General features: G+C 48.5%; 19 protein-coding genes. All 19 read left to right on the plus strand.

Annotated features, from left to right (window positions below; translation table 11 throughout):
• The first annotated feature begins 14 nt into the window (after nucleotides 1-14).
• The 19 genes from ACHWTJ_RS06450 (at nucleotide 15) to ACHWTJ_RS06540 (ending at nucleotide 23,658) form a co-directional block, all read left to right on the plus strand.
• A complete protein-coding gene (locus ACHWTJ_RS06450; RefSeq protein WP_294740901.1) occupies nucleotides 15-815 on the plus strand; it encodes a phosphatidate cytidylyltransferase in 801 nt (266 codons plus the stop codon).
• Between the two features lie 14 nt (nucleotides 816-829).
• Complete coding sequence (locus ACHWTJ_RS06455; RefSeq protein WP_394679281.1) at nucleotides 830-1,984, plus strand: 1-deoxy-D-xylulose-5-phosphate reductoisomerase; 1,155 nt, start codon at nucleotides 830-832, stop codon at nucleotides 1,982-1,984.
• Nucleotides 1,985-1,998: 14 nt separating this feature from the next.
• Nucleotides 1,999-3,240 carry an RIP metalloprotease RseP gene (gene rseP, locus ACHWTJ_RS06460; protein ID WP_294740904.1) on the plus strand — a complete coding sequence of 414 codons (1,242 nt, stop codon included), beginning with the start codon at nucleotides 1,999-2,001 and terminating at the stop codon, nucleotides 3,238-3,240.
• Nucleotides 3,241-3,274: 34 nt separating this feature from the next.
• Nucleotides 3,275-4,975, plus strand: a complete 1,701-nt coding sequence (locus tag ACHWTJ_RS06465) for a proline--tRNA ligase (RefSeq protein WP_294740906.1) — start codon at nucleotides 3,275-3,277, stop codon at nucleotides 4,973-4,975.
• Between the two features lie 147 nt (nucleotides 4,976-5,122).
• Entirely contained in the window at nucleotides 5,123-9,394 is a 4,272-nt protein-coding gene (locus ACHWTJ_RS06470) for a PolC-type DNA polymerase III (protein ID WP_394679828.1), read from the plus strand.
• 129 nt (nucleotides 9,395-9,523) lie between these two features.
• The gene (gene rimP, locus ACHWTJ_RS06475) at nucleotides 9,524-9,991 is read left to right on the plus strand and encodes a ribosome maturation factor RimP (RefSeq protein ID WP_023468684.1); all 468 of its coding nucleotides are present in this window, start codon (nucleotides 9,524-9,526) and stop codon (nucleotides 9,989-9,991) included.
• A gap of 17 nt (nucleotides 9,992-10,008) precedes the next feature.
• Entirely contained in the window at nucleotides 10,009-11,118 is a 1,110-nt protein-coding gene (nusA, locus tag ACHWTJ_RS06480; RefSeq protein ID WP_023468683.1) for a transcription termination factor NusA, read from the plus strand.
• Between the two features lie 3 nt (nucleotides 11,119-11,121).
• Nucleotides 11,122-11,391, plus strand: a complete 270-nt coding sequence (rnpM, locus tag ACHWTJ_RS06485) for an RNase P modulator RnpM (RefSeq protein ID WP_023468682.1) — start codon at nucleotides 11,122-11,124, stop codon at nucleotides 11,389-11,391.
• Nucleotides 11,384-11,686, plus strand: a complete 303-nt coding sequence (locus ACHWTJ_RS06490) for a YlxQ family RNA-binding protein (protein WP_023468681.1) — start codon at nucleotides 11,384-11,386, stop codon at nucleotides 11,684-11,686. Before rnpM ends, ACHWTJ_RS06490 begins: the two co-directional genes overlap by 8 nt.
• 15 nt (nucleotides 11,687-11,701) lie before the next feature.
• A complete protein-coding gene (gene infB / locus ACHWTJ_RS06495) occupies nucleotides 11,702-13,873 on the plus strand; it encodes a translation initiation factor IF-2 (RefSeq protein WP_023468680.1) in 2,172 nt (723 codons plus the stop codon).
• A gap of 39 nt (nucleotides 13,874-13,912) precedes the next feature.
• Nucleotides 13,913-14,254 carry a 30S ribosome-binding factor RbfA gene (gene rbfA / locus ACHWTJ_RS06500; RefSeq protein WP_023468679.1) on the plus strand — a complete coding sequence of 114 codons (342 nt, stop codon included), beginning with the start codon at nucleotides 13,913-13,915 and terminating at the stop codon, nucleotides 14,252-14,254.
• 50 nt (nucleotides 14,255-14,304) lie between these two features.
• A complete protein-coding gene (gene truB / locus ACHWTJ_RS06505; protein WP_294740910.1) occupies nucleotides 14,305-15,213 on the plus strand; it encodes a tRNA pseudouridine(55) synthase TruB in 909 nt (302 codons plus the stop codon).
• A 16-nt stretch (nucleotides 15,214-15,229) separates the two neighbouring features.
• Complete coding sequence (locus tag ACHWTJ_RS06510; RefSeq protein ID WP_029342039.1) at nucleotides 15,230-16,159, plus strand: bifunctional riboflavin kinase/FAD synthetase; 930 nt, start codon at nucleotides 15,230-15,232, stop codon at nucleotides 16,157-16,159.
• 123 nt (nucleotides 16,160-16,282) lie between these two features.
• Nucleotides 16,283-16,552: a 30S ribosomal protein S15 gene (gene rpsO / locus ACHWTJ_RS06515; RefSeq protein WP_023468676.1), complete on the plus strand. Its 270-nt coding sequence runs from the start codon at nucleotides 16,283-16,285 to the stop codon at nucleotides 16,550-16,552.
• Between the two features lie 138 nt (nucleotides 16,553-16,690).
• A complete protein-coding gene (gene pnp / locus ACHWTJ_RS06520) occupies nucleotides 16,691-18,910 on the plus strand; it encodes a polyribonucleotide nucleotidyltransferase (RefSeq protein WP_394679282.1) in 2,220 nt (739 codons plus the stop codon).
• Nucleotides 18,911-18,984: 74 nt separating this feature from the next.
• Nucleotides 18,985-20,217 carry a pitrilysin family protein gene (locus ACHWTJ_RS06525; RefSeq protein ID WP_294740916.1) on the plus strand — a complete coding sequence of 411 codons (1,233 nt, stop codon included), beginning with the start codon at nucleotides 18,985-18,987 and terminating at the stop codon, nucleotides 20,215-20,217.
• A gap of 59 nt (nucleotides 20,218-20,276) precedes the next feature.
• Complete coding sequence (locus ACHWTJ_RS06530; RefSeq protein ID WP_294745674.1) at nucleotides 20,277-21,740, plus strand: UDP-N-acetylmuramoyl-L-alanyl-D-glutamate--2,6-diaminopimelate ligase; 1,464 nt, start codon at nucleotides 20,277-20,279, stop codon at nucleotides 21,738-21,740.
• Nucleotides 21,737-22,996 (plus strand): lipid II:glycine glycyltransferase FemX, encoded by a 1,260-nt coding sequence (locus tag ACHWTJ_RS06535; protein WP_294740920.1) that lies wholly within the window; start codon nucleotides 21,737-21,739, stop codon nucleotides 22,994-22,996. The genes ACHWTJ_RS06530 and ACHWTJ_RS06535 overlap by 4 nt, the downstream gene beginning before the upstream one ends.
• A complete protein-coding gene (locus ACHWTJ_RS06540) occupies nucleotides 22,996-23,658 on the plus strand; it encodes a M15 family metallopeptidase (protein WP_294750560.1) in 663 nt (220 codons plus the stop codon). Before ACHWTJ_RS06535 ends, ACHWTJ_RS06540 begins: the two co-directional genes overlap by 1 nt.
• Nucleotides 23,659-23,758: the final 100 nt, after the last annotated feature.

Consider the following 23,758-nt stretch of genomic DNA (forward strand, 5'->3'; position numbering starts at 1 on the left):
TGAGGAACTAGCTTATGAAAACTCGAATTATTACAGGGATATGGGCTGGTGCCATCTTTTTGGCACTTCTGTACATCGGCGGACTTCCCTTTTTAGCGTTTATGGCAATCTTAACGATTCTCGGATATACCGAGCTCGTTCGGATGCGACAATGGAGCGGCTCGCGCGTCCCTCGGATTCTATTTGGGATTGGGACATTATTGCCGTTTGTTGGTATCTATGAAGAAGCAGTCGATCAGACACTGCCGATCGGACTTTCGCCGATTGCTTGGGCAATGATCATCTTATTGATTAGCCTCTTCTGGAACGTGTTCTCAAAGAATGTCTTTACATTCGATGATGTTGCCTTTTTACTGCTGACTGCAGTTTATGTCGGTGTCGGTTTTGCGTCATTTGCCTATATCCGTTTACTCGAACATGGATTAACGTGGTCATTGCTAATCATCCTCTTGATCTGGTTCACGGATTCAGGGGCTTATTTCGTCGGCAAACGATTTGGTAAGAATAAACTGTGGCCATCGATCAGTCCGAACAAAACGATTGAAGGGGCAGTCGGTGGCGTGTTACTTGCCATCTTACTCGGTGTCGTGTTCGAAAGTATCGAACCGACAGTCGGTTTTGGGAAAGTCGTTCTACTCGCCATCATCGTTGCCGTCGTAGGTCAACTTGGTGACTTGGTCCAGTCCGCTTACAAACGCCATTATGGTGTCAAGGATTCAGGGACGCTACTACCGGGGCATGGTGGTATTTTAGATCGGTTCGACAGCATGATGATCGTCTTTACGGTCCTCGTCGTACTCGATATCTTTGCTTGAGGAGGCGCTTCATTATGAAGAAAATCAGTATCATCGGTGGAACAGGATCGATTGGTACGCAGACGCTTGACGTCATTGCGGCCAATCCAGACCTTTTTGAATTGACGAGTTTTGCATTTGGGCGTAACACGACAATCGCTGTACCGTGGTTGAATCGTCTGCAACCGATGCTTGTCGGTGTTCAAGATGAGACGACCCGCCAAGAACTTGAGCATCACTTAACGTATCATCCGACAATCGTCATCGGAGAAGAAGGATTGCTGGATATCGTGACGCATCCTGAAATCGATACGGTCATTACAGCGGTCGTAGGAGCTGTTGGCTTACGTCCAACGCTTGCTGCGATCGAGGCGGGTAAAACGATTGGTCTTGCGAACAAAGAAACACTCGTCACGGCAGGCCACCTTGTCATGAAGCTCGCGCGCGAAAAAAACGTGACAATTTTACCCGTCGATAGTGAGCATGCGGCGATTTTCCAATGCTTGAACGGTGAGCGGCGAGAAGATGTGCGTCAAATCATCTTGACGGCGTCAGGCGGCAGCTTCCGCGATCAATCACGGGAAGAACTGGCAGATGTGACGGTCGAACAAGCACTGGCGCATCCGAACTGGTCGATGGGAGCAAAAATCACGATTGATTCCGCGACAATGATGAACAAAGGGTTCGAGGTCATTGAAGCGCATTGGTTATTTGATGTCGACTATGCGGATATCGATGTCGTCATCCACCGTGAATCCATTATCCACTCGATGGTCGCATTCAACGATGGAGCTGTCATGGCGCAGCTTGGTATGCCCGACATGCGAGAACCGATTCAGTACGCTCTTACATATCCGTCCCGCCTTGAAATCCAAGGGGGAGAACGGTTAAACTTAAAGGAAATCGGACGCTTACACTTTGCTGATGCATCATTTGATCGTTATCCCTTGTTACGACTTGCTTTTGAAGCGGGTCAAGCCGGCGGATCGATGCCATCAGTACTCAATGCTGCGAACGAACAAGCGGTGGACCGTTTCTTAAAAGGGGACATTCGCTTTTTAGAAATCGAAGCGAGCGTTGAGGCGGCGCTTCAAGCTCATGAGCTTATCGAGGAGCCTTCGTTGGATCAAATCCTTGAAGCTGATCGATGGGCGCGTGAGTTCGTATCGTCTCTTACATTCGCTAACTAAGGATGGGATAAGTAATGACGACCTTTATTTCAATCGTGCTGATGTTCGGTGTACTCGTCGCCGTCCATGAATGGGGTCATCTCGTAATGGCGAAGCGGGCAGGTATTCTCTGTCGGGAATTTGCTATTGGATTTGGACCGAAAATCTTTTCAGTGTTTAAGAATGAGACATTGTATACGGTACGCCTGTTGCCGATTGGCGGTTACGTCAAGATGGCGGGTGAAGAACCTGAACTCGTTGAGATCAAATCAGGTCAAACCGTTGGATTACAGTTAAAGGACGGTGTCATTGAGACGATTTATTTCGATGCGGATCAACCACAAGTCGATCAAGTCGTTACTGTCGAGCGGATTGACTTATTGCATCAACTCGAACTCGTTGGGTTACAAGACGAGACATCGGTTCGCTACCCCGTCTCACCAACAGCATTTCTCGTAGAAGGTCAGACACGGACACAAATTGCGCCGTATGACCGTACATTTGGTTCGAAATCCGTATGGAAACGTGTCCTTGCGATTGCTGCAGGACCGTTCATGAACTTCGTCCTCGCGTTCGTTATCCTATTCGGTCTTGCTTTATATAACGGCTCGCCGACGGGAGACAGCGTCATCGGAACAGTTCAAAAAGGTTCACCGGCTGACCAAGCTGGACTAGTTGAAGGTGACCGGATTGTTTCGGTTAACGGACAAGATACATCGAAATGGACTGATTTACGCGCAGGATTCCAAGATCGTGCCGGTAAAGCGACAGAAGTCAAATATGAACGTGATGGGAAAGAAACAACAACCGAAATCACGCCAAAAGTGCAACAGCAAGGAGAACAGAAGGTCGGCATCATCGGTGTTACGAATGAGACAGAAAAATCATTCGGAACAGCACTACAAACGGGTGTGTCGGAAACGTGGCGCATGTCGACGCTCATCGTCGGAGCGGTTGGAGATCTAGTGACCGGTGTCGTTGGCGTTGATCAGTTATCAGGACCAGTTGGGATCGTTAAGATGACCGATCAGGTCGCAGCAAGTGGATTCTCGATGCTGTTGACATGGACGGCACTGTTGTCTGTCAACTTAGCAGTCTTCAACTTATTGCCACTCCCGGCACTTGACGGAGGACGCTTGCTGTTCCTCTTCCTTGAAGCCTTACGCGGAAAACCAGTTGATCCTCAAAAAGAAGGATTGGTTCACTTCGTCGGTTTCGCACTTTTAATGTTACTCATGCTCGTCGTCACTTGGAACGACATTCAGAAGTTCTTTTAATTAATCACTCAATCAAAGGAGTTCGTGACTCATTATGAAACAATCAAAACTATTCATGCCAACGTTGCGTGAAGTGCCATCTGATGCAGAAGCCATCAGTCACCAACTCTTGCTTCGTGCAGGGTTCATGCGTCAAAATGCCGCTGGAATCTATTCTTATCTCCCACTCGCGAAACGTGTTCTCGCAAACATCGAGACAATCATTCGTGAGGAATTAGAAGCTGCGGGTGCACAAGAATTGCTCATGCCAGCGATTCAACCAGCTGAACTATGGGAAGAAACAGGACGCTGGGATATCTATGGACCTGAATTGATGCGCTTGACGGATCGTCATGATCGCCGGTTCGCGCTCGGAGCGACACACGAGGAACTGATCACTTCAATCGTTCGTGATGAATTGAACTCGTACAAAAAGTTACCGGTCAATCTCTTCCAGATTCAAATGAAGTACCGTGACGAACGTCGTCCACGTTTCGGTTTATTACGTGGTCGTGAGTTCATCATGAAGGACGCTTATTCGTTCCATTCGTCACAAGAGAGCTTAGACGAAGAGTATCAAAACATGTTTGATACGTATTCGCGGATCTTCACACGTGTGGGTCTTGAGTTCCGTCCAGTCGTCGCGGACTCTGGTGCGATCGGTGGCAGTGGAACACATGAGTTCCATGCGTTAGCAGCAATCGGTGAAGATACGATCGTCTACTCGGACCAATCGGATTATGCAGCGAACTTAGAGATGGCAGAGTCGATTGATGCCTATCCGAAGCAAGACAAAGCATCAGAAGCACTGGAAGAAGTGCATACGGCAGATGCGAAGACAATCGAAGCGGTCAGTGCACATCTGAACTTACCAGCAAACGAATCGATCAAAACTGTCATCTTCAAAACGGAACAAGGGCTTGTCATGGCTCTCGTCCGGGGTGATCACGAAGTCAACGATATCAAGTTGAAAAACTATCTGGGCGCACTCGACATCACGATGGCGAGCGACGAAGAGATTGAAGCAGCACTTCACTCGACGCCTGGAACACTCGGACCGATCGGGGCAGACATGAAAATCGTTGCTGATTACGCGGTACGTGCCTTGACGAACGCTGTCTGTGGGGCAAACAAAGCGGAAACCCATTATATCCATGTCGATCCAAGCCGTGATTTTGAAGCAGACTATACGGACTTGCGCTTCGTCGAAGAAGGTGACGCGTCACCAGACGGCAACGGAAACGTTAAATTCGCACGTGGGATCGAAGTCGGTCAAGTCTTCAAACTCGGAACACGTTACTCTGAAGGAATGGGAGCGACGTTCCTCGATGAAGGCGGTAAAGCACAACCACTCATCATGGGATGTTACGGGATCGGTGTCTCGCGGACATTGTCGGCAGTCGTTGAACAACATTATGATGAGCGCGGAATCATTTGGCCAAAAGCGATCGCACCATACGATGTCCATTTGATTGTCGTCAATGGTAAAAATGCAGAACAGCTTGAACTCGGAGAGACACTATACCGGGAGTTGACAGCTGCAGGATTCAGCGTCTTGCTTGACGACCGGAAAGAACGAGCAGGCGTCAAATTCGCCGATGCGGATTTGATCGGTCTACCGGTTCGTTTGAACGTCGGGAAAAAAGCGACAGAAGGAATTGTCGAATTAAAAGCCCGTCGCGGTGGCGATGCAGAAGAAATTGGACAGGAACAAGTCGTTGATGCTGTTCGTTCACTCTATGAAGGTTTAGAATAAAGAATGGAGACGGTCACTTTTCATAAAGTGACTGTTTTCTTGTCTCACACCCATTCGCCCCTTGGGCAATCCGCAAGAGGAGGAGGAGTTGCTGTCACGGTGTGAAGCGATCAGACAGCACAATTGCGAGTGGATACACAACAACGCATGTCACTGTTGCTCAGTGACTTAGAATTACCGAACGGTATCATTGAAGAATACTTTAACGAAGCAGTTCTTGAGAAGCTTCGCGTCAATAAAGCAAAAGCAACCTGGACATTTGAAATCCGCTTGCCACACGTTTTGCCCCAAAACGTCTATCAACTCTTTACGAGTCGTTTGATAAGTCGGTACCAGCAATTCGCCGAAGTCAAAGTCATCCTATTCGCGGATGGTCGACCAGACGAACGCCTATATCATGATTACTGGCCATATGTCGTGCAAGATCTCGCAGACGTCTCATCGGCGATGCGGACACAACTCGGGCGTGTCTTACCAGAGTTCAAAGAACAGAAATTATTCATTCCGGTCCGGAGTGAACCGGAAGCAGGATTCTTAAAAAGTAGCTTATGTGGGGAATTGCAGTTACTCTACAGTGCTTACGGATTCCCGAAATTCAACTGTGAACCGATTGTTCAAATCAACGAATCGAAACAAGAAGCGTTGCGCAATCAGGTGAAACAGGAAGACATGGAAGAAGCAAAGCGGATGCTCGAGTTGCAATTCAAACGGGAACAATCGCGGGATGACGATGAAGGACCAGTTGAGATCCGAATCGGGAAACCGATTCAAGATGAGATTGTCCCAATCAAGACGATCCAAGATGAGGAACGACGGATTGCGATCCGTGGTCTCGTTTTCTCAGCTGAAAGTCGTGAATTACGAAGCGGAAAGACAATCTTTACGTTCAAGATGACGGATTATACGGACTCCCTTGTCGTCAAGATGTTTGCGCGTGACGAGACAGACGTCAAGATCCTCTCTGCAATCAAAAAAGGGATGTGGATTCAGGCGGCAGGTCGCGTTGAGTTTGATACATTCCTGCGCGATCTTTGTATGATGATTGCCCAACTGTCAGAAGTGAAGATGGAAGCACCGGCTGATCCTTGGGCAGGCGAGAAGCGTGTCGAGTTACACGCGCACTCGCAAATGAGTCAGATGGACGCCGTCATGAACGTGACGAAATACGTTGAACGCGCAGCAAAATGGGGTCATCCTGCTGTTGCGATCACGGATCACGCGGGTGCCCAAAGTTTCCCGGATGCCTACTATGCCGGAAAGAAAAACGATATCAAGGTATTGTATGGAATCGAAGCGAATGTCGTCGATGACGGGGTGCAAGTCGCCTATCATCCGGTGGATCGTAACTTAGATGACGCGACATTCGTCGTCTTTGACGTCGAGACAACTGGTTTATCGGCGATGTACAACAAGATCATCGAACTTGCAGCCGTCAAGATCCACGATGGTGATATCATCGATAAGTTCGAAGCGTTCGCGGATCCGAAGCATCTATTGTCGGCGACGACGATTGATTTGACTGGGATCACCGATGATATGGTCCGGGGAAAACCAGACCCGGAACAAGTCGTCAAGGAATTCATGGACTGGGTCGGCGACTCGATTCTCGTTGCCCATAATGCCTCATTCGATATCGGATTCTTGAATGCAACACTACGATCCGGTGGACACGATGAATCGGTCTTGCCAGTCATTGATACGCTTGAGCTCGCCCGTGTTTTGATGCCGACGCTAAAAAACCACCGATTGAACACACTCGCGAAACGATTTGACATCGAATTGACGCAGCATCACCGCGCCATCTATGACGCGGAAGCGACAGGCTACTTGATGGTCAAGTTGCTGCAAATGGCGGATGAGATGTTCGACATGAAGACACACGCCTCACTCAACCGGGAGATGGGGAAAGATATTTCGCGGGCACGACCATACCACGCGACGGTCTATGCGAAGAACCGGACGGGCTTGAAGAATCTGTACCAGTTGATTTCACTCGCCCATACGAAACACGTGCACCGTGTCGTACGCACACCGCGCTCGCAACTCGTCGCGCACCGGGATGGATTGATCATCGGATCAGCTTGTGATAACGGCGAGGTGTTTGATGCCGCCTTGAATAAGTCAGACGAAGACTTAGCAAAAGTGATGCAGTTCTATGATTTCATCGAAATTCAGCCACCCGCGATGTATGGTCATTTGATCGAACGGGAAATCGTTCAGAATGAACTCGAACTGCGCGAACTGATTAAAAAGATCATCCGTGTCGCGGAAGAACATGATATCTTACCAGTCGCGACAGGGAATGTGCATTACCTCGATCAACATGACGCCACGTACCGAGAAATTTTGATTCGGACGCAAGGTGGAGCGAACATGCTGAACATGCGAAAGCAACTGCCACCGGCACACTTCCGGACGACGAAGGAAATGATGGACGACTTCAAGTTTCTCGGACCGGATGTGTCGGAACGTCTCGTCATCACGAACAGTCAAGCCGTCGCGGAACAATTCGAGAACATCGATATCATTCCAAAAGATCTCTATACACCGAAGATCGAAGGAGCGGATGAAGAAGTTCGGAACTTGTCGTACGATATGGCGCACCGGATTTATGGCGACACGTTACCAGAGATCGTAGAAGCCCGACTCGAAAAAGAGTTGAAGTCGATCATCGGTCACGGATTTGCCGTCATCTATCTGATTTCTCATAAACTCGTTAAAAAGTCGCTTGACGACGGCTATTTGGTCGGTTCACGGGGATCGGTCGGATCAAGTCTCGTTGCGACGATGACCGAGATCACGGAAGTCAATCCATTGCCACCACATTATGTTTGTCCGAATTGTAAGGAATCGGAGTTCTTCGATGACGGTTCGGTCGGTTCAGGATTCGATTTACCGGATAAGTCATGTTCGAAATGCGATGTCCCGTTGTTCAAAGACGGTCATGATATTCCGTTCGAGACGTTCCTCGGATTTAAAGGGGATAAGGTACCGGATATCGATTTGAACTTCAGTGGAGAATACCAACCGCAAGCACACGCCTATACGAAAGTCTTGTTCGGTGACGATTACGTCTACCGTGCCGGAACGATCGGAACGATTGCTGAGAAGACGGCGTATGGATACGTCAAAGGGTATCAGTCGGAGAATGAACTGACGTATCGGAATGCGGAAGTCGATCGTCTCGTCAGTGGTGTCACCGGTGTCAAACGGACGACCGGACAACACCCAGGTGGGATCATCGTCGTACCGGACTATATGGACATCTACGATATTAGTCCGATTCAGTATCCGGCAGACGATATGGGTTCTGAATGGAAGACGACACACTTCGACTTCCACTCGATTCACGATAACTTACTCAAACTCGATATTCTCGGTCACGATGACCCAACGATGATTCGGATGCTACAGGATTTATCAGGACGAGATCCAAAGACGATCCCGGTCGATGACCCGGAAGTCATGAAAATCTTCAGTTCGACGGAATCGATCGGTGTGACGCCGGAGCAAATCGATTCAAAAACGGGAACGCTCGGTATTCCGGAGTTTGGAACAAAGTTCGTTCGCCAAATGTTAGAAGAGACGAAACCGACGACGTTCTCGGAACTCGTCCAGATTTCAGGACTCTCGCACGGAACGGATGTCTGGCTCGGAAACGCCAGCGAATTGATTTACAACGGAACATGTGAACTAAAAGACGTCATCGGTTGTCGAGATGACATCATGGTCTACTTGATCTACGCCGGTCTTGAACCGTCACTCGCCTTTAAAATCATGGAGTCGGTCCGTAAAGGGAAAGGACTCTCGATTGACATGGAAGAGGCGATGATTGAGAACGATGTGCCACTCTGGTATATCGATTCTTGCAAGAAAATCAAGTACATGTTTCCGAAAGCCCATGCTGCTGCCTACGTCTTGATGGCTGTCCGGATTGCTTATTATAAAGTCCACCATCCGATGTATTACTACGCTTCGTACTTTACGGTACGTGCGGGTGACTTTGATATCGGTGCGATGAATAAGGGCTCTGCTGCCGTTCGGAAAGTCTTGCAAGACATCAAGGACAAAGGATTTGAAGCGACGGCGAAGGATAAAGGATTGTACACGGTTCTTGAAATCGCGCTTGAGATGATCGAACGTGGCTTTACGTTCCAAAAAGTCGATCTCTACCGCTCAAGTGCAACGGAATTCCTCATAGACGGGGATACGTTGTTACCACCATTTAACGCCGTGACAGGTCTCGGAACGAATGCTGCGAAGCAAATCGTTGAAGCACGTAAAGGCGGCGAATTCCTTTCGAAGGAAGACCTTCAAAAACGCGCCAAATTGTCGAAATCGATCATCGAGACGCTCGATAACCTAGGCTGTCTCGAAGGGCTACCAGACGAGAATCAGCTCTCCTTGTTCGACTTGTAAGCCCTTAGGAACACTTGCTTTGAGCGCTTTCCTATGCTATATTGAGTGAGGAAATGTTTTTTATACTACGACTTGGAAGGAGTAGGGGGACCTGCTCCTTTCTTGTTTGTTTTTTGAAGGAGGATGAAGATGACGAACGTAACGGAAAAGGTCGAAGCGCTCGCAAAACCAATCGTCGAACGAGAGGGGATGGAGCTAGTCGACGTTGAATTCGTCAAAGAAGGGGCGGATTGGTTCCTACGTGTCTCCATCGACAAAGAGGGTGGCGTGGATCTTGAAGACTGCGTCAAAATCAATGAACAGTTATCGGAAGCATTGAATGACAATGATCCGATCGACGAGCCGTATTACCTCGACGTCGCTAGTCCAGGAGCGGAACGTCCACTGAAGAAAGACGAGGACTTCGAAAAGGCGATTGGGAAACATGTGTACATCAAAACGCACGATCCAGTAAAGAATGCGGTTGAATTCGAAGGAACGTTGCTCGCGTACACACCTGAGATGCTTGAAATCGAAGTGCGTGTCAAAACAAGAAAATTGAAAATTGAGATACCGGTCGACAAGATTTCACTTGCGCGACTTGCGGTAATGTTCTGACGGAAAGGAAGAGAACGATGGGACCACAGTTACTCGAGGCGATCAATCAAATCGCGAAAGAGAAGGAAATTGACAAGAACATCATCATCGATGCGCTCGAACAGGCATTGATTTCAGCGTACCGACGCAACTTCGGAAAAGAATCGGAGGCTGTAAAAGTCGAATTCGACCAGCAGACAGGAGACATCCGTGTCTTCGCGCTTAAGGAAGTCGTCGAACGATTGACACAACCAGAAGAGCAACTTTCGCTTGAAGAAGCGCACGAGATCGATCCGACATATGAACTCGGCGATTTCCATAAAGTCGAAGTGACGCCAGGCGACTTCGGTCGTGTTGCAGCACAAACGGCGAAACAGATCGTCACACAAAAAATGCGTGAAGCAGAACGCGAACGCATCTACAATCACTTCGCGGATCGTGAAGACGAGATCATGACAGGTATCGTCGAGCGTCAAGATGCACGCAACTTGTACGTTAACCTAGAAGGGATCGAAGCTGTCTTGACGACACACGAACAAATGCCGAATGAGCGTTTCGGGATTCGTGATCGCATCAAGGTGTACGTCACGAAAGTTGATCCAATGGTCAAAGGATCAGGGGCATCGATTCTCGTATCACGGACACATCCAGGTCTCTTAAAACGTCTTTTCGAAATCGAAGTACCAGAGATTTCAAGTGGCGAAGTCGAAGTCAAGTCTGTTGCGCGTGAAGCGGGCGACCGTTCAAAAATCGCAGTCGCGGCCGACGACATCGATCCAGTCGGTGCATGTGTCGGACAAAAAGGGGCGCGTGTTCAACGCATCGTCAATGATTTAAACGGGGAAAAAATCGATATCGTCCGTTACTCGGATGATCCGAAAGAATATGTCGCGAACGCACTTAGCCCAGCTCAAGTCGTTGCGGTCTATGTCAATGAACCAGCGAAAGCGACAATCGTCGTCGTTCCGGATTTCCAATTGTCGCTTGCCATCGGGAAACGTGGTCAAAACGCGCGTCTCGCAGCGAAACTGACAGGATGGAAAATTGACATCAAGAGCGAGTCTGAAGCGGAAGCGATGGATCTCGAAGATGTCTTCGCAACGGAAGAGCCGGCAGTAGAAGCGGTCCAAGTCGAAGGCGAGGAATAATTCGTGCAAAAAAAGGTACCATTACGCAAGTGTGTCATCACACAAGAAATGAAACCGAAAAAAGAATTAATTCGTGTCGTCCGGACACCTGAACAAGAGGTCGTCATCGATTTAAATGGTAAGATGAATGGGCGGGGTGCCTATTTATCAAAAGATGCGGCAGTCATTGCGACGGCGAAGAAAAAACGGACGCTTGATCATCATTTGAAGGTCAAGACGACAGATGCCTTATACGATGAATTGCTTGAAATCGCGGGAGGTACAAATGAGTAAATGGGAATCCCTTCTCGGTCTCGCGAATCGAGCTAGAAAAGTGACGACGGGAGAAGAACTTGTACTGAAAGAAGTACGAGGAGGACAAGCGAAGCTTGTTCTTTTAGCAGCAGATGCGGGGGCTGCCACGCGTAAGAAAGTCACAGATAAATGTACGAGTTATCAGGTTCCTTACCTAGAAGTCGCCGACCGGACGATTCTCGGTCAAGCATTAGGAAAGGATGCGCGTGTTGTCGTGTCAGTCAATGAAGCCGGATTTGCGAAAAAGCTAACTGAACTCCTCTCGAACGACTAATTGGAGGTGGATCCTTTGGGTAAACGTGTATACGAATTCGCCAAGGAACAAAACGTAACAAGTAAGCAGGTCATCACCCAGCTCGAAAAGCTGGAGAAACCAGTCAAGAATCATATGGCAGTATTAGATGAACAGACAGTACAGCAACTCGATCAAGTATTTAATCCCGAAAAATATCGGGCTCAAAAGACGGAGGCTCCAAAACAAGTGAAATCAGATAATAAACCGAACCGACCAGGAAGTACAAACAAACCAGCAGGTAACCAATCACGTAACAGCAAAGGCGGACGCCCAGAATTCGGCAACCGTAACAACCGTGGCGGCAAACGTCGTCCGAACCAAAAGAAAGCAGAACCGCGTAAACTTGAAGTAGCGGATCCGAACTCGAAGTCGAGTCAACGGAAAGCAGCTCGCCGGGCGCAAGAAGAGGCGATGGCAAACGTCGTTCAATACTCTGATAACTTGACAGTCGGTGAACTCGCTGAAAAAATGGCGAAAAAGCCGAATGAACTGATCATGAAATTGATGGGTCTCGGTGTCATGGCGACAATCAACCAAGATCTTGATGACGAGACAGTCGAACTGCTCGCGACAGAGTTTGGTTTTGAAGTCGAAAAGACTGTCCAAGTCGATGAGACGGACTTTGATCAATACGAATTGAACCTTGACCAGTACGAATTGTCTGAGCGTCCACCGGTCGTTACGATCATGGGACACGTCGACCACGGTAAAACGACATTGCTCGACTCAATCCGTAACACGAAGGTCACTGCAGGCGAAGCCGGCGGGATCACGCAGCACATCGGTGCTTACCAAGTTGAGATCGACGGCAAGAAGATCACGTTCCTTGATACACCAGGTCACGCGGCGTTCACGACGATGCGTGCACGTGGAGCAGATGTCACGGATATCGCAATCATCGTCGTTGCAGCAGATGACGGTGTCATGCCGCAGACAGAAGAAGCGATCAGCCACGCGAAAGCAGCTGGCGTCCCAATCATCGTCGCGGTCAACAAGATGGATAAAGAGGGTGCAAACCCTGACCGTGTCAAACAAGAATTGACAGAGTTCGAACTCGTTGCAGAGGACTGGGGCGGCGATACAATCTTCGTACCGGTTTCAGCTCTTAAAGGAGACGGCATCGACGAATTGCTCGAGATGATCCTTCTCGTCTCAGAAGTTCAAGAATACAAATCAACACCAGACATGAACGGTCGCGGAACAGTTATCGAGGCGAAACTCGATAAAGGACGCGGTCCCGTCGCTACACTTCTCGTTCAACACGGAACACTTCGCGTTGGTGACCCGATCGTCGTCGGTCACACGTTCGGTCGTATCCGGGCAATGGTCAACGATATCGGTCGTCGTGTCAAAGAAGTCGGACCATCGACGCCAATCGAAATCACAGGTTTAAACGATGTCCCGAAAGCGGGCGATCAATTCTTCGCATTCGAAGATGAGAAAAAAGCACGCCAAATCGGTGAAGCACGTTACCAACGTGAAATCGAAGCACAACGTCGCGATTCAGCGAAAGTTAGCTTAGAAGATCTCTTCGACCGCATCAAAGAAGGCGAAGTCAAGGACCTCAACATCATCATCAAAGGTGACGTTCAAGGTTCAGTTGAAGCCTTAGCCGGTTCATTGAAGAAAATTGATGTCGAAGGTGTTAAAATTAACATCGTACACTCAGGTGTTGGTGCGATCACAGAAGGTGACGTCATCCTCGCCTCGGCAGCAAATGCGATCATCATCGGATTCAACGTTCGTCCGGATGGTAACGCAAAATCAATGGCAGATCAGGAGAAAGTCGAAATTCGTCTTCACCGGATCATCTACAATGCGATTGAAGAAATCGAGCAAGCGATGAAAGGTCTCCTTGATCCTGAATTCGTCGAGAAAATCATCGGTCAAGCTGAAGTCCGCGATGTCATCAAAGTATCGAAAGTCGGTACGATCGCAGGTGGATATGTCACGGAAGGTAAGTTGACGCGTGATGCAGGTGTCCGTGTCGTTCGTGATAGCATCGTCATCTACGAAGGAAAACTCGATACACTTCGCCGCTTCAAAGATGATGTCAAAGAAGTCGCTGCTGGTTACGAGTGTGGTATTAAGATCGAACGTTATGATGACGTAAAAGTCGATGATGTCATCGAAGCGTTCATCATGGAAGAAGTCAAACGGAAGTAACAGAACGGAATCCATTCTTCCGAACTGGAGGGAACAAACATGAGTTTACGCTCGAATCGTGTCGCCGAACAGGTGCGTAAGGAAATTACGCAACTGCTTATCAAAGATGTCAAGGATCCACGCGTCAAGCCGATTACCGTCACAGGTGTCGAAGTGACAGGAGACTTGCAACAAGCGACGATCTTCTATTCGGTCCTCGGTGACGAAAAAGCACGTGAGGATGCGCGCATCGGTCTTGAAAAATCAAAAGGCTTCATGCGTAAGGAAATCGGATCACGGATTCGTCTACGGAAAACACCGGAACTATTGTTCGAGGTCGATTCTTCTGTCGAATACGGATCACGCATTGATGAGTTGCTTCGGAATTTGAACAAAGATTAACACTTAAGGCAACCACGTGTGTGGTTGCCTTTTTTCAAGGAGGACATCACGTGGAACCCATTGGAGTATTACCACTAGATAAACCAGCCGGCATGACGAGTCATGATTGTGTCTTTCGTCTACGTCGTTTGTTTCAGACGAAAAAGGTCGGACATACAGGGACGCTTGACCCAGAAGTAACAGGTGTCTTACCGATCTGTCTCGGTCGAGCGACGAAGCTTGCCCGCTTCATCACGGATGAAGGAAAACGTTACGCGGCGGAGGTGACGATCGGCTTCGCGACGACGACGGAAGATGCACACGGAGAGACGGTTCGTGAAACGCCGGTCGAACCCGGAAGTATTACTGAAACGGCCATCGCTGATATCCTGAGCGCCTTGACAGGAGAGATCGAGCAGACGCCACCCTACTACTCAGCAGTTAAAGTGAACGGGAAGAAATTATACGAATATGCACGAAAAGGGATTGAAATCGAGCGACCGACACGGATCGTCCGTATCGATCGATTGGAACGGACATCGGACCTTGTGTTTGAAGATGGTCTTTGTCGCTTCCGCCTCGATATCGCATGTGGAAAAGGAACGTATATCCGGACACTAGCAGTCGAAATCGGAGAACGACTCGGCTATGCCGCACATATGAGCGACTTACGCCGGACAGGTTCGGGTGCGATTGCTGAGACGGACACCGTCACACTTGAGACACTCGAATCGTACGAGACAGTCGAAGAACGGATGCAACACGTCCTACCAATCGAACACGTCATCCAAAAATGGCCTCGTTTGACGGTCGATGCAGCAACAGCGCAGCGTGTCTTGAACGGAGCCAAGCTGACAAGCATTCCAGTCGAATTCGAGCTGTTTACTGTCTATAATGAAGAAGACGTACCTTTAGCACTATATCGACGTCTTCCAGAAGAACAGGTAGCACGCGTCGAGGTCATGCTACAAATCGATTAAGATCGGAGAGAGCATCATGGACATCATACATTTGACATATCCGGAACAGCCTCAAAAAGCCCCTGCTGTCATCGCACTCGGCTTTTTTGACGGTGTACATCTCGGACATCAGCAAGTCATCGCAGCAGCACGGAAAGAAGCGGAGGCTCGTCGCCTGCCCTTGGCTGTCATGACCTTTGATCCACATCCGAAACAAGTACTTGGTAAAGGGGATGAACCGGTCCGCTACATCACGCCGCTTGAACGAAAATTAGAGAAAATCGAACGACTCGGTGTCGATCGTGTTTATGTGATTGAGTTCACGATTCCTTTTTCGGAATTGTCACCGCAAGCGTTCGTCGATGAATATCTGATTGCGTCTGGAGCAGAGCACGTCGTCGCTGGATTTGATTATTCCTATGGTCGCTTCGGAGCGGGCAAGATGACGACGCTTGATTTTCATAGTCGGGGCACGTTCACACACACCGTCGTAGCAGAATTTCAGGAAGAAGCGGAAAAAATCAGTTCAACCCGGATTCGTCGTTTACTTGCTGCAGGAGAAGTCGAACCTGCTGCACGTTTACTCGGAGAACCCTACCAAATCAAAGGTACGATCATTCACGGTGACGCACGCGGTCGACAAATCGGCTTCCCGACAGCCAACATGCGCCCAGAATTCGCCTACGTCATACCGAAACTTGGTGTGTATGCGACATTCGTTCGTTTAGCGGACGGTCGTCGGTTCAAAGCGATGACGAACGTCGGGAGACGCCCGACGTTCTATGAGACAGGAGACGTCAGTATCGAGACACATCTTCTTGACTTTGATGAGGATCTTTATGGTCAAGAATTGACGCTTGAATGGATCGCTTATTTACGTGATGAAAAAGCCTTCAACGGTATCGATCAACTAAAGGAACAATTGGCACGGGACCGCGAAGAGGCAAATACACGATTAAGCGTTTGACAGTACGGACAGGGTTCGTTATGATAGGTCAGTACGATCACGTACAGCCGATTCACTTGGCATCTGGTCTCACCATCCGATGCTCGGGAATACGGTCATTCATAAGATGGAGGTGGAGTGACAATGGCACTCACAAAAGAACGTAAAAACGAAATCATCGAAGCATATGCTACGAAACAAGGCGATACTGGTTCGCCGGAAGTACAAGTTGCTGTTTTAACTGAACAGATCACAACTTTGAACGATCACTTACGTACACACAAAAAGGATCACCACTCACGTCGTGGTCTCTTGAAAATGGTCGGTCGTCGCCGTAACTTGCTCACATACCTTCGTAACAAGGATGTTGCACGTTACCGTTCGTTGATCGAGCGTCTTGGTCTCCGTCGCTAATTCCGACGAGAACGAGGTAGGGAAGCAGGAGCATCGTCTCCTGTTTCTTTTTTTTGCCGATTCGTGGACTTTTTGCGCAAGAACCTACATAATTAGATTTGAATGAAAAAACGGATAGCAGTGAGAGGAGATTTGTGCATGTCACAAACAAAACAGACGTTTTCGACCGAACTCGGTGGACGTCCATTAACGATTGAAATCGGTCAATTAGCAAAACAAGCGAACGGAGCAGCATTGATTCGCTACGGCGATACAGCCGTTCTTGCTACGGTCGTTGCATCAAAACAACCGAAGGACTTAGATTTCTTCCCATTAACAGTGAACTATGAAGAAAAATTATATGCGGCAGGAAAAATCCCAGGTGGATTCCTGAAACGTGAAGGACGTCCTGGAGAGAGTGCGATTTTGACTTCGCGTCTGATCGACCGTCCAATCCGTCCATTATTCCCGGACGGTTTCCGTCACGACGTTCAAGTGGCGACGACAGTCCTTTCGTCAGATGCTGACAATTCACCAGAAGTCGCTGCAATGATCGGGGCTTCGATTGCGCTTTCGATCTCGGATATTCCATTCGACGGTCCAATCGCAGGCGTGACGATCGGTCGCGTCGACGGAGAGTTCGTCGTGAACCCGACCTCAGCGCAAATGGAAGTCAGCGACATCGACCTTCAAGTTGCCGGAACAAAACATGCCGTCAACATGGTTGAAGCAGGTGCGAAGGAAGTATCGGAACAAGCAATGCTTGAAGCGATCTTGCTTGGACACGATGTCATCAAGGAAATGATCGCGTTCCAAGAAGAAATCGTCGCACAAGTCGGTAAAGAAAAGTTCGAATACACGGTATCAAGCTTCGATGAGACAATCGTCAATCGCTTGAAAGCAGAAGCATTGGCAGAAGTCACACAAGCGGTTCAAGTCGAAGAAAAACAAGCGCGTGACGTTGCCATCAACGAAGTCATCGCAAAATACATCGAGTTGTATGCGGCTGACGAGTCAGTCACAGCAGAGCAACTGGCAGAAGTATCAGGCGTTCTCAACAAGTTTGTCAAAGACGAAGTCCGTCGTCTCATCACGGAAGACAAAGTTCGTCCAGATGGTCGTGGTCTTGCTGAAATCCGTCCACTCGATTCAGAAGTCGGTCTCTTACCACGTGCACACGGTTCAGGTCTGTTCACACGCGGTCAGACACAAGTCTTGTCTGTTGCGACACTCGGTGTTGCAGCTGACGCACAGATCATCGATGGTCTTGGTCTGAAGGAAGAGAAACGTTTCATGCACCACTATAACTTCCCGCCATTCTCAGTCGGGGAAGCACGTCCGATGCGTGCACCAGGTCGTCGTGAAATTGGTCACGGGGCACTTGGAGAACGCGCACTCTTACCAGTTCTTCCGAATGAAGTCGATTTCCCGTACACGATTCGTCTCGTGTCAGAAGTTCTTGAATCAAATGGTTCTTCATCACAGGCTTCAATCTGTGGTTCGATCCTCGCCATGATGGATGCGGGTGTTCCACTCAAAGCACCTGTCGCTGGTATTGCGATGGGCTTGATCATGGAAGGCGACAATTACTCGATTCTAACGGATATCCAAGGGATGGAAGATCATCTCGGCGATATGGACTTCAAAGTCGCTGGAACACAAGAGGGTGTCACAGCTCTGCAAATGGATATGAAAATTGGCGGAATCACGCGTCAAATCCTCGAAGAAGCACTCGAACAAGCGCGTCTTGGTCGTCTGCATATTCTTGAGCATATGCAAACGGTCATCGCTGAACCACGTGTCGAATTGTCGCAATACGCGCCAAAAATCGTCACGCTCAAAATCAATCCAGATAAAATCCGTGATGTCATCGGACCTGGTGGTAAAGTCATCAACGGTATCATCGATGAGACAGGCGTCAAGATCGATATCGATCAAGACGGGACCGTCTTCATCGCTTCGACGGATCAAGCTGGTATCGATCGTGCTCGTCAATTGATCGAAGATATCGTCCGTGAAGTTGTCGTCGGCGAAGAGTTCGACGGAACAGTCCGTCGCGTTGAGAAATTCGGTGCATTCGTCGAGTTATTCAAAGGAAAAGACGCACTCGTCCACATTTCGGAACTCGCACTTAACCGTGTCGGTCAAACGGAAGATGTCGTCAAACTTGGGGATAAGCTAAAAGTCCGTGTCACGGAAATCGATGACAAAGGACGCGTCAACGCTTCGCACAAAGTCCTGCTCGTCGAAGGCTTAAGTGAAGAAGATCGTGCCGCATACGAAGAAAAGAAAAAGACAGAGCGTGAGAACCGCCCGCCACGCCGGGATCAGGGTTCACGCCCACCACGTGACGGACAACGTCCACCACGTCGTAACTAATGAATCCAAGGTGGCTCGACGGTGCAGAGAATGCAACGAGAGCCACCTTGTTTCCTATATTTGGAGGAATTACTATGATCGAACGGATACAATTAGAAAATGGAGTTCGACTGATCGTTGAACGGATGCCGGAAGCACGCAGCGTTGCGACCGGAATCTTCATTCAAGCAGGAAGTCGGACGGAACAAATCGAGGAGCATGGTATTAGTCATCTCATCGAGCATATGATGTTTAAAGGAACAAAACGCCATACGGCAAAAGAGATTGCGGTTTATTTTGATCGACTTGGTGGAAATATTAATGCGTTCACGAGCAAGGATCAAACGTGTTATTACGTCAAGACATTAGATGAACATGCTGGTGAAGCCTTCCAAGTATTAGCGGATATGTTCCTCGAATCAACGTTTGACGCGGAGGAATTAGAAAAAGAGAAAAAGGTCGTCATTGAAGAGATTAAAATGTATGATGATACACCGGATGATCTCGTCCATGAGTTATTAGCTGTAGCGGCTTACGGAGAGGATGTCATGGCTCGTCCGATTCTTGGAACGGAAGAGAGTGTGCTTCGGATTGATCGTGCGATGATCGGGCGGTATCTTGAAGAAGCATATGCTCCGGATCAAATCGTCATTTCCGTTGCCGGAAACGTCTCAGACGAGTTGATTGCGCAGATTCAAGAGCGGATGTCGATCCTCGAATCACGATCGAAGACACGCGAGACGACAGAGCCAAGGTTACAAAATGGTGTGATTCGCAAGGAAAAGGATACGGAACAGGCTCATATTTGTTATAATTTCCGTGCGATTCCTTCTGCTGACCCACGTTTGCCTGCCCTCGCCTTACTCAATAATGCATTCGGTGCGACGATGTCGAGTCGCTTGTTCCAATCCATCCGAGAGGAACGTGGTCTTGCCTATTCTGTCTTCTCCTATTACACGACGTTTGACGATCATGGCACGTTCACGATTTATGTCGGAACGTCTCCGGAATCAGTCGAAGAGGTCGAACAGGTCCTCGCTGCTGAAATCGATCGCTTGAAGCGGGATGGATTATCGACGAAGGAACTCGAAGATGGGATTGAACAGCTGAAAGGTTCTCTGATTCTAGGGAACGAAGGCACATCGAGTCACATGAATCGAAACGCCCGCAATGAGTTGCATCTGCATCGTCACCCATCACTTGAAGAAGTGTTAGCGGATGTCGAACGGATTCGTCCATCGGACATCGAAGGGCTGATTGAGCACATCTTTTCGGAGGAACCGGCAAAGGCCTATATTCTTCCGGCAGACGAAGAAGAGGAAGCATGATAGCAGAACGGAATAGATGAAACATATGAAATGACGATGTCGAGAAAGAAGGAATACCGTTGAATTTAGCTGAATTGATTCAAGTCATACAGACGCAAAAAATCGAACGAATGGTAGAGGTGGATGTTACGTCCATCACGACCGATTCACGGGATGTTAAACCGGGAACATTGTTCGTCGCCATCAAAGGATATACTGTTGATGGACACGACTATGCTAAACAGGCGGAAGCACAAGGAGCGGTCGCAATCGTCGCGGAACAACCGGTCGACGTGTCGATTCCTGTCATTCTTGTTCGTAGTACATCACGTGCCATTGCCGAGTTGGCTGGCAAATTCTATGATTATCCTTCTGAAAAGATGCGGATGATTGGTATTACGGGAACGAATGGGAAAACGACGACGACGACAATCGTCCGTGATATATTAGCGCATCTTGGTCGGAAGACGGGGATCATCGGTACGGTTGAAGTCAAGATTGGTGACCGCGTCGTACCAAGTCGTAATACGACACCACAAAGTTCCGAATTACAAGCATTTCTGCATCAAATGTATGAAGAAGATGTCCAAGATGTCATCATGGAAGTCTCTTCACATGGACTAGAGCTTGGTCGAGTAACGGGTGTCGATTACGACGTTGCGGGATTCACGAATCTGACCCATGATCACCTCGATTTTCATAAAACGTTTGAGAACTATGCGCGTGCCAAAGGATTGTTATTCGCACAACTCGGTCAACGGCTGTCGACAGAGAAAGTCGCAGTCTTGAATGCTGATGATCCGACGAGTGAACTGTATGAAATGATGACAGGGGCTCGCGTCATGACGTATGGCATCGACAATGCGGCTGATCTCCGAGCAACGGCGATTGAACAATCGCTTCAACAAACAACGTTCACGATGCTGTACAAGGAGGAACAAGTCGATGTCACGGCGAATTTTATCGGTCGCTTTAACGTCTACAATCTATTGCTTGCAACAGGGATCCTCTTGTCTTGCGGATACGATCTAGCGACGATTGCAGGCGCGATTTCAGTAATCCGTCCGGCAAAAGGTCGGATGCAACGCTTGCCGATTGAAGGATATAACGTGTATGTCGACTACGCGCATACTCCTGATGGCATAGAACAGTGTCTGAAAGCACTCGTTGATGTACCGAAGGAAAAAATCGTCTTCCTAATCGGAACAGGCGGAAACCGAGATGTGACGAAACGACCGAAAATGGGCGAACTCGCTTCGACCTACGCAGGAACCGTCGTCATCACGACGGATGATCCACGATATGAAGCTTATGAGTCAATTACATCCGGTATTGCCAAAGGGATGACACACGATCAGTTCGTTGAAATCGGTGATCGAGAAGAGGCGGTGCGTTACGCAGCACGTCTCGCACGACCAGATAATATCGTCATCTTGGCCGGTAAGGGTCATGAAAAATATCAAATCATTGGGGATGAGAAAATCCCTCTCGATGAGGAAGTCATCGTCAAAGAGATGATACGGCAAATGGAGGAACAGAAGTGACTTATCAACCAATCGTTGTAACTTTAGATCAATTTGAAGCATTCGTAAAAACACATCCAAAAGGTGATTTACTCCAGCTTCCGGCATGGGGAGAAGTTAAGAGCGCGACAGGATGGACACATGAACGCATTGCGGTCGGGACGGCTTCCGGAGAGATTGCCGGAGTTGGTCTTCTCTTATTCAAGAAAGTACCGAAGCTTCCGTTCACACTTTGTTACGCACCGCGCGGTTTCGTCGTCGATTATACGGATACTGACGCGCTCCGCGCTCTTCGTGACGAAGCGATTCGTGTCGCAAAACAACAGAAGGCGATTGCGATTAAATTTGATCCGAACGTCGAGCGGCAAGAATATCCTGGCCTGTTACAGGAAATGCAAGGACTTGGTTTCAAACATAACGGCTTTGGCGGTGGTTTTGACTATGCGCAACCACGCTTTACGATGGAGACGAGTCTGGAAGGAACAGAAAAAGAGATCTTCGACGGCTTCCATTCAAAATTTCGTTATAACGTCCGCCTAGCAGAACGCAAAGGGATTGTATGTGAACAAGCGGATCGTGAAGGACTAAAGACATTCGCGAAGCTGATGGTCGAGACGGGCGAACGGGATGGGTTCTCGATTCGTGGTCTGGATTATTTTGAAAACCTTTATGATCATCTCCATCCAAAGGGTGATGCGGTCTTGTTTTTGACGAAACTTGATGTCGTACGTGCGCTTGAAAACACGGAAGCCTTATTACTTCAAGCAGATAAGGAACTCTCGAAGATTCATCGTCAGCTTGAGAAAGAGACGGCTGAGAAAAAATTGAAGAGCTTAAACAATCGTTTGGAGCAGACGACTGCACAAATTGAAAAAGCAGAGAAGTCGAAGACGGAATTGATGACAATTGCCGCCAAACATCCAAACGGTGTCATTCTGTCTGGTGGGTTGTTGACGCTTGCCGGACGCCGCTCGTATTACTTATACGGCGCTTCATCGAACGAGTACCGGGAGTTCATGCCGAATCACTTGATGCAATGGACGATGATGCAATATGCGAAAGAACATGGGGCGCTCTCCTATGACTTCGGTGGTGTCAGTGGTTCAACGGATCCAGACGATCATTATGCGGGACTCTACGCCTTTAAATCTGGTTGGGGCAGTCGGATGATTGAAAAAATCGGCGAGTTCGACTATGTACTCAATCGTCCGCTGTATCTGTTGCTTGAGACTGGGTTACCGATTCTACAAAAACTCCGGAAGAAACTTCGTCGCTGATGAAACGGGGGACAATCTTCGGTTGGATCGTATTTTTATTGACGATGTTTGCGGTTGGATTGTTTCTTGCGGCATCTATGAACCGGGTGCCGACGATTTTAATGGATCAGCCAGAACTCGGAATCGAGAGTTGCCCTCGGGACGAAGCGGGTGAAAATCGTTTAATCAATGCAAGCGAAGCAAATCTGAAGCGTCTCCACCCAGCTGTCGAGGCAGGTGCGAAGGACTTAATCCGTGTGGCGCATTCTTGCTACAATATTGACATCAAAATCACGCAAGGATACCGCTCGATCCAGCAACAGAATGTACTCTATGAACAAGGGCGTTCTGAAGCAGGTGAAGTCGTCACGAATGCACGTGGCGGCGAATCGATGCATAACTATGGACTTGCGATTGATTTTGTGCAACTCGTGAATGGAAAGATTTCATATGATCTTGAATATGACGGGAATCAATCAGGAAAAAGTGACTGGCGTGAAGTCGCTGAGATTGGAAAAGCACTTGGTTTTGAATGGGGTGGCGATTGGAAACGATTTGTTGATTATCCGCATTTTGAAATGACGTTCGGATACTCGCTCGATGAACTGAAGACTGGTGAACGTCCGAGTCGTTCGGAAAAAGCGAAACGGACGGACGAAGTCGAAGACTTGTTGAATACATGATCAACGTCATTCCTGGAGTATTGTGGCAGGAATGACGTTTTTTTTAGATTTCCTAGTCCGCTTGTTGGCAGATTGTGAAAATTCGGCTAGAATAGTGATA

The sequence above is a fragment of the uncultured Exiguobacterium sp. genome, assembly GCF_964277885.1.
Taxonomy (GTDB): domain Bacteria; phylum Bacillota; class Bacilli; order Exiguobacteriales; family Exiguobacteriaceae; genus Exiguobacterium_A.

Coding starts and splice junctions, on each gene's coding strand:
- ACHWTJ_RS06450 (WP_294740901.1), top strand. CDS start 15: ATGAAAACTCGAATTATTACAGGGATATGGGCTGGTGCCATCTTTTTG.
- nusA (WP_023468683.1), top strand. CDS start 10,009: ATGGGACCACAGTTACTCGAGGCGATCAATCAAATCGCGAAAGAGAAG.
- ACHWTJ_RS06490 (WP_023468681.1), top strand. CDS start 11,384: ATGAGTAAATGGGAATCCCTTCTCGGTCTCGCGAATCGAGCTAGAAAA.
- rbfA (WP_023468679.1), top strand. CDS start 13,913: ATGAGTTTACGCTCGAATCGTGTCGCCGAACAGGTGCGTAAGGAAATT.
- ACHWTJ_RS06525 (WP_294740916.1), top strand. CDS start 18,985: ATGATCGAACGGATACAATTAGAAAATGGAGTTCGACTGATCGTTGAA.
- rseP (WP_294740904.1), top strand. CDS start 1,999: ATGACGACCTTTATTTCAATCGTGCTGATGTTCGGTGTACTCGTCGCC.
- ACHWTJ_RS06455 (WP_394679281.1), top strand. CDS start 830: ATGAAGAAAATCAGTATCATCGGTGGAACAGGATCGATTGGTACGCAG.
- ACHWTJ_RS06540 (WP_294750560.1), top strand. CDS start 22,996: ATGAAACGGGGGACAATCTTCGGTTGGATCGTATTTTTATTGACGATG.
- pnp (WP_394679282.1), top strand. CDS start 16,691: ATGTCACAAACAAAACAGACGTTTTCGACCGAACTCGGTGGACGTCCA.
- ACHWTJ_RS06470 (WP_394679828.1), top strand. CDS start 5,123: ATGTCACTGTTGCTCAGTGACTTAGAATTACCGAACGGTATCATTGAA.
- rpsO (WP_023468676.1), top strand. CDS start 16,283: ATGGCACTCACAAAAGAACGTAAAAACGAAATCATCGAAGCATATGCT.
- ACHWTJ_RS06510 (WP_029342039.1), top strand. CDS start 15,230: ATGGACATCATACATTTGACATATCCGGAACAGCCTCAAAAAGCCCCT.
- ACHWTJ_RS06465 (WP_294740906.1), top strand. CDS start 3,275: ATGAAACAATCAAAACTATTCATGCCAACGTTGCGTGAAGTGCCATCT.
- rimP (WP_023468684.1), top strand. CDS start 9,524: ATGACGAACGTAACGGAAAAGGTCGAAGCGCTCGCAAAACCAATCGTC.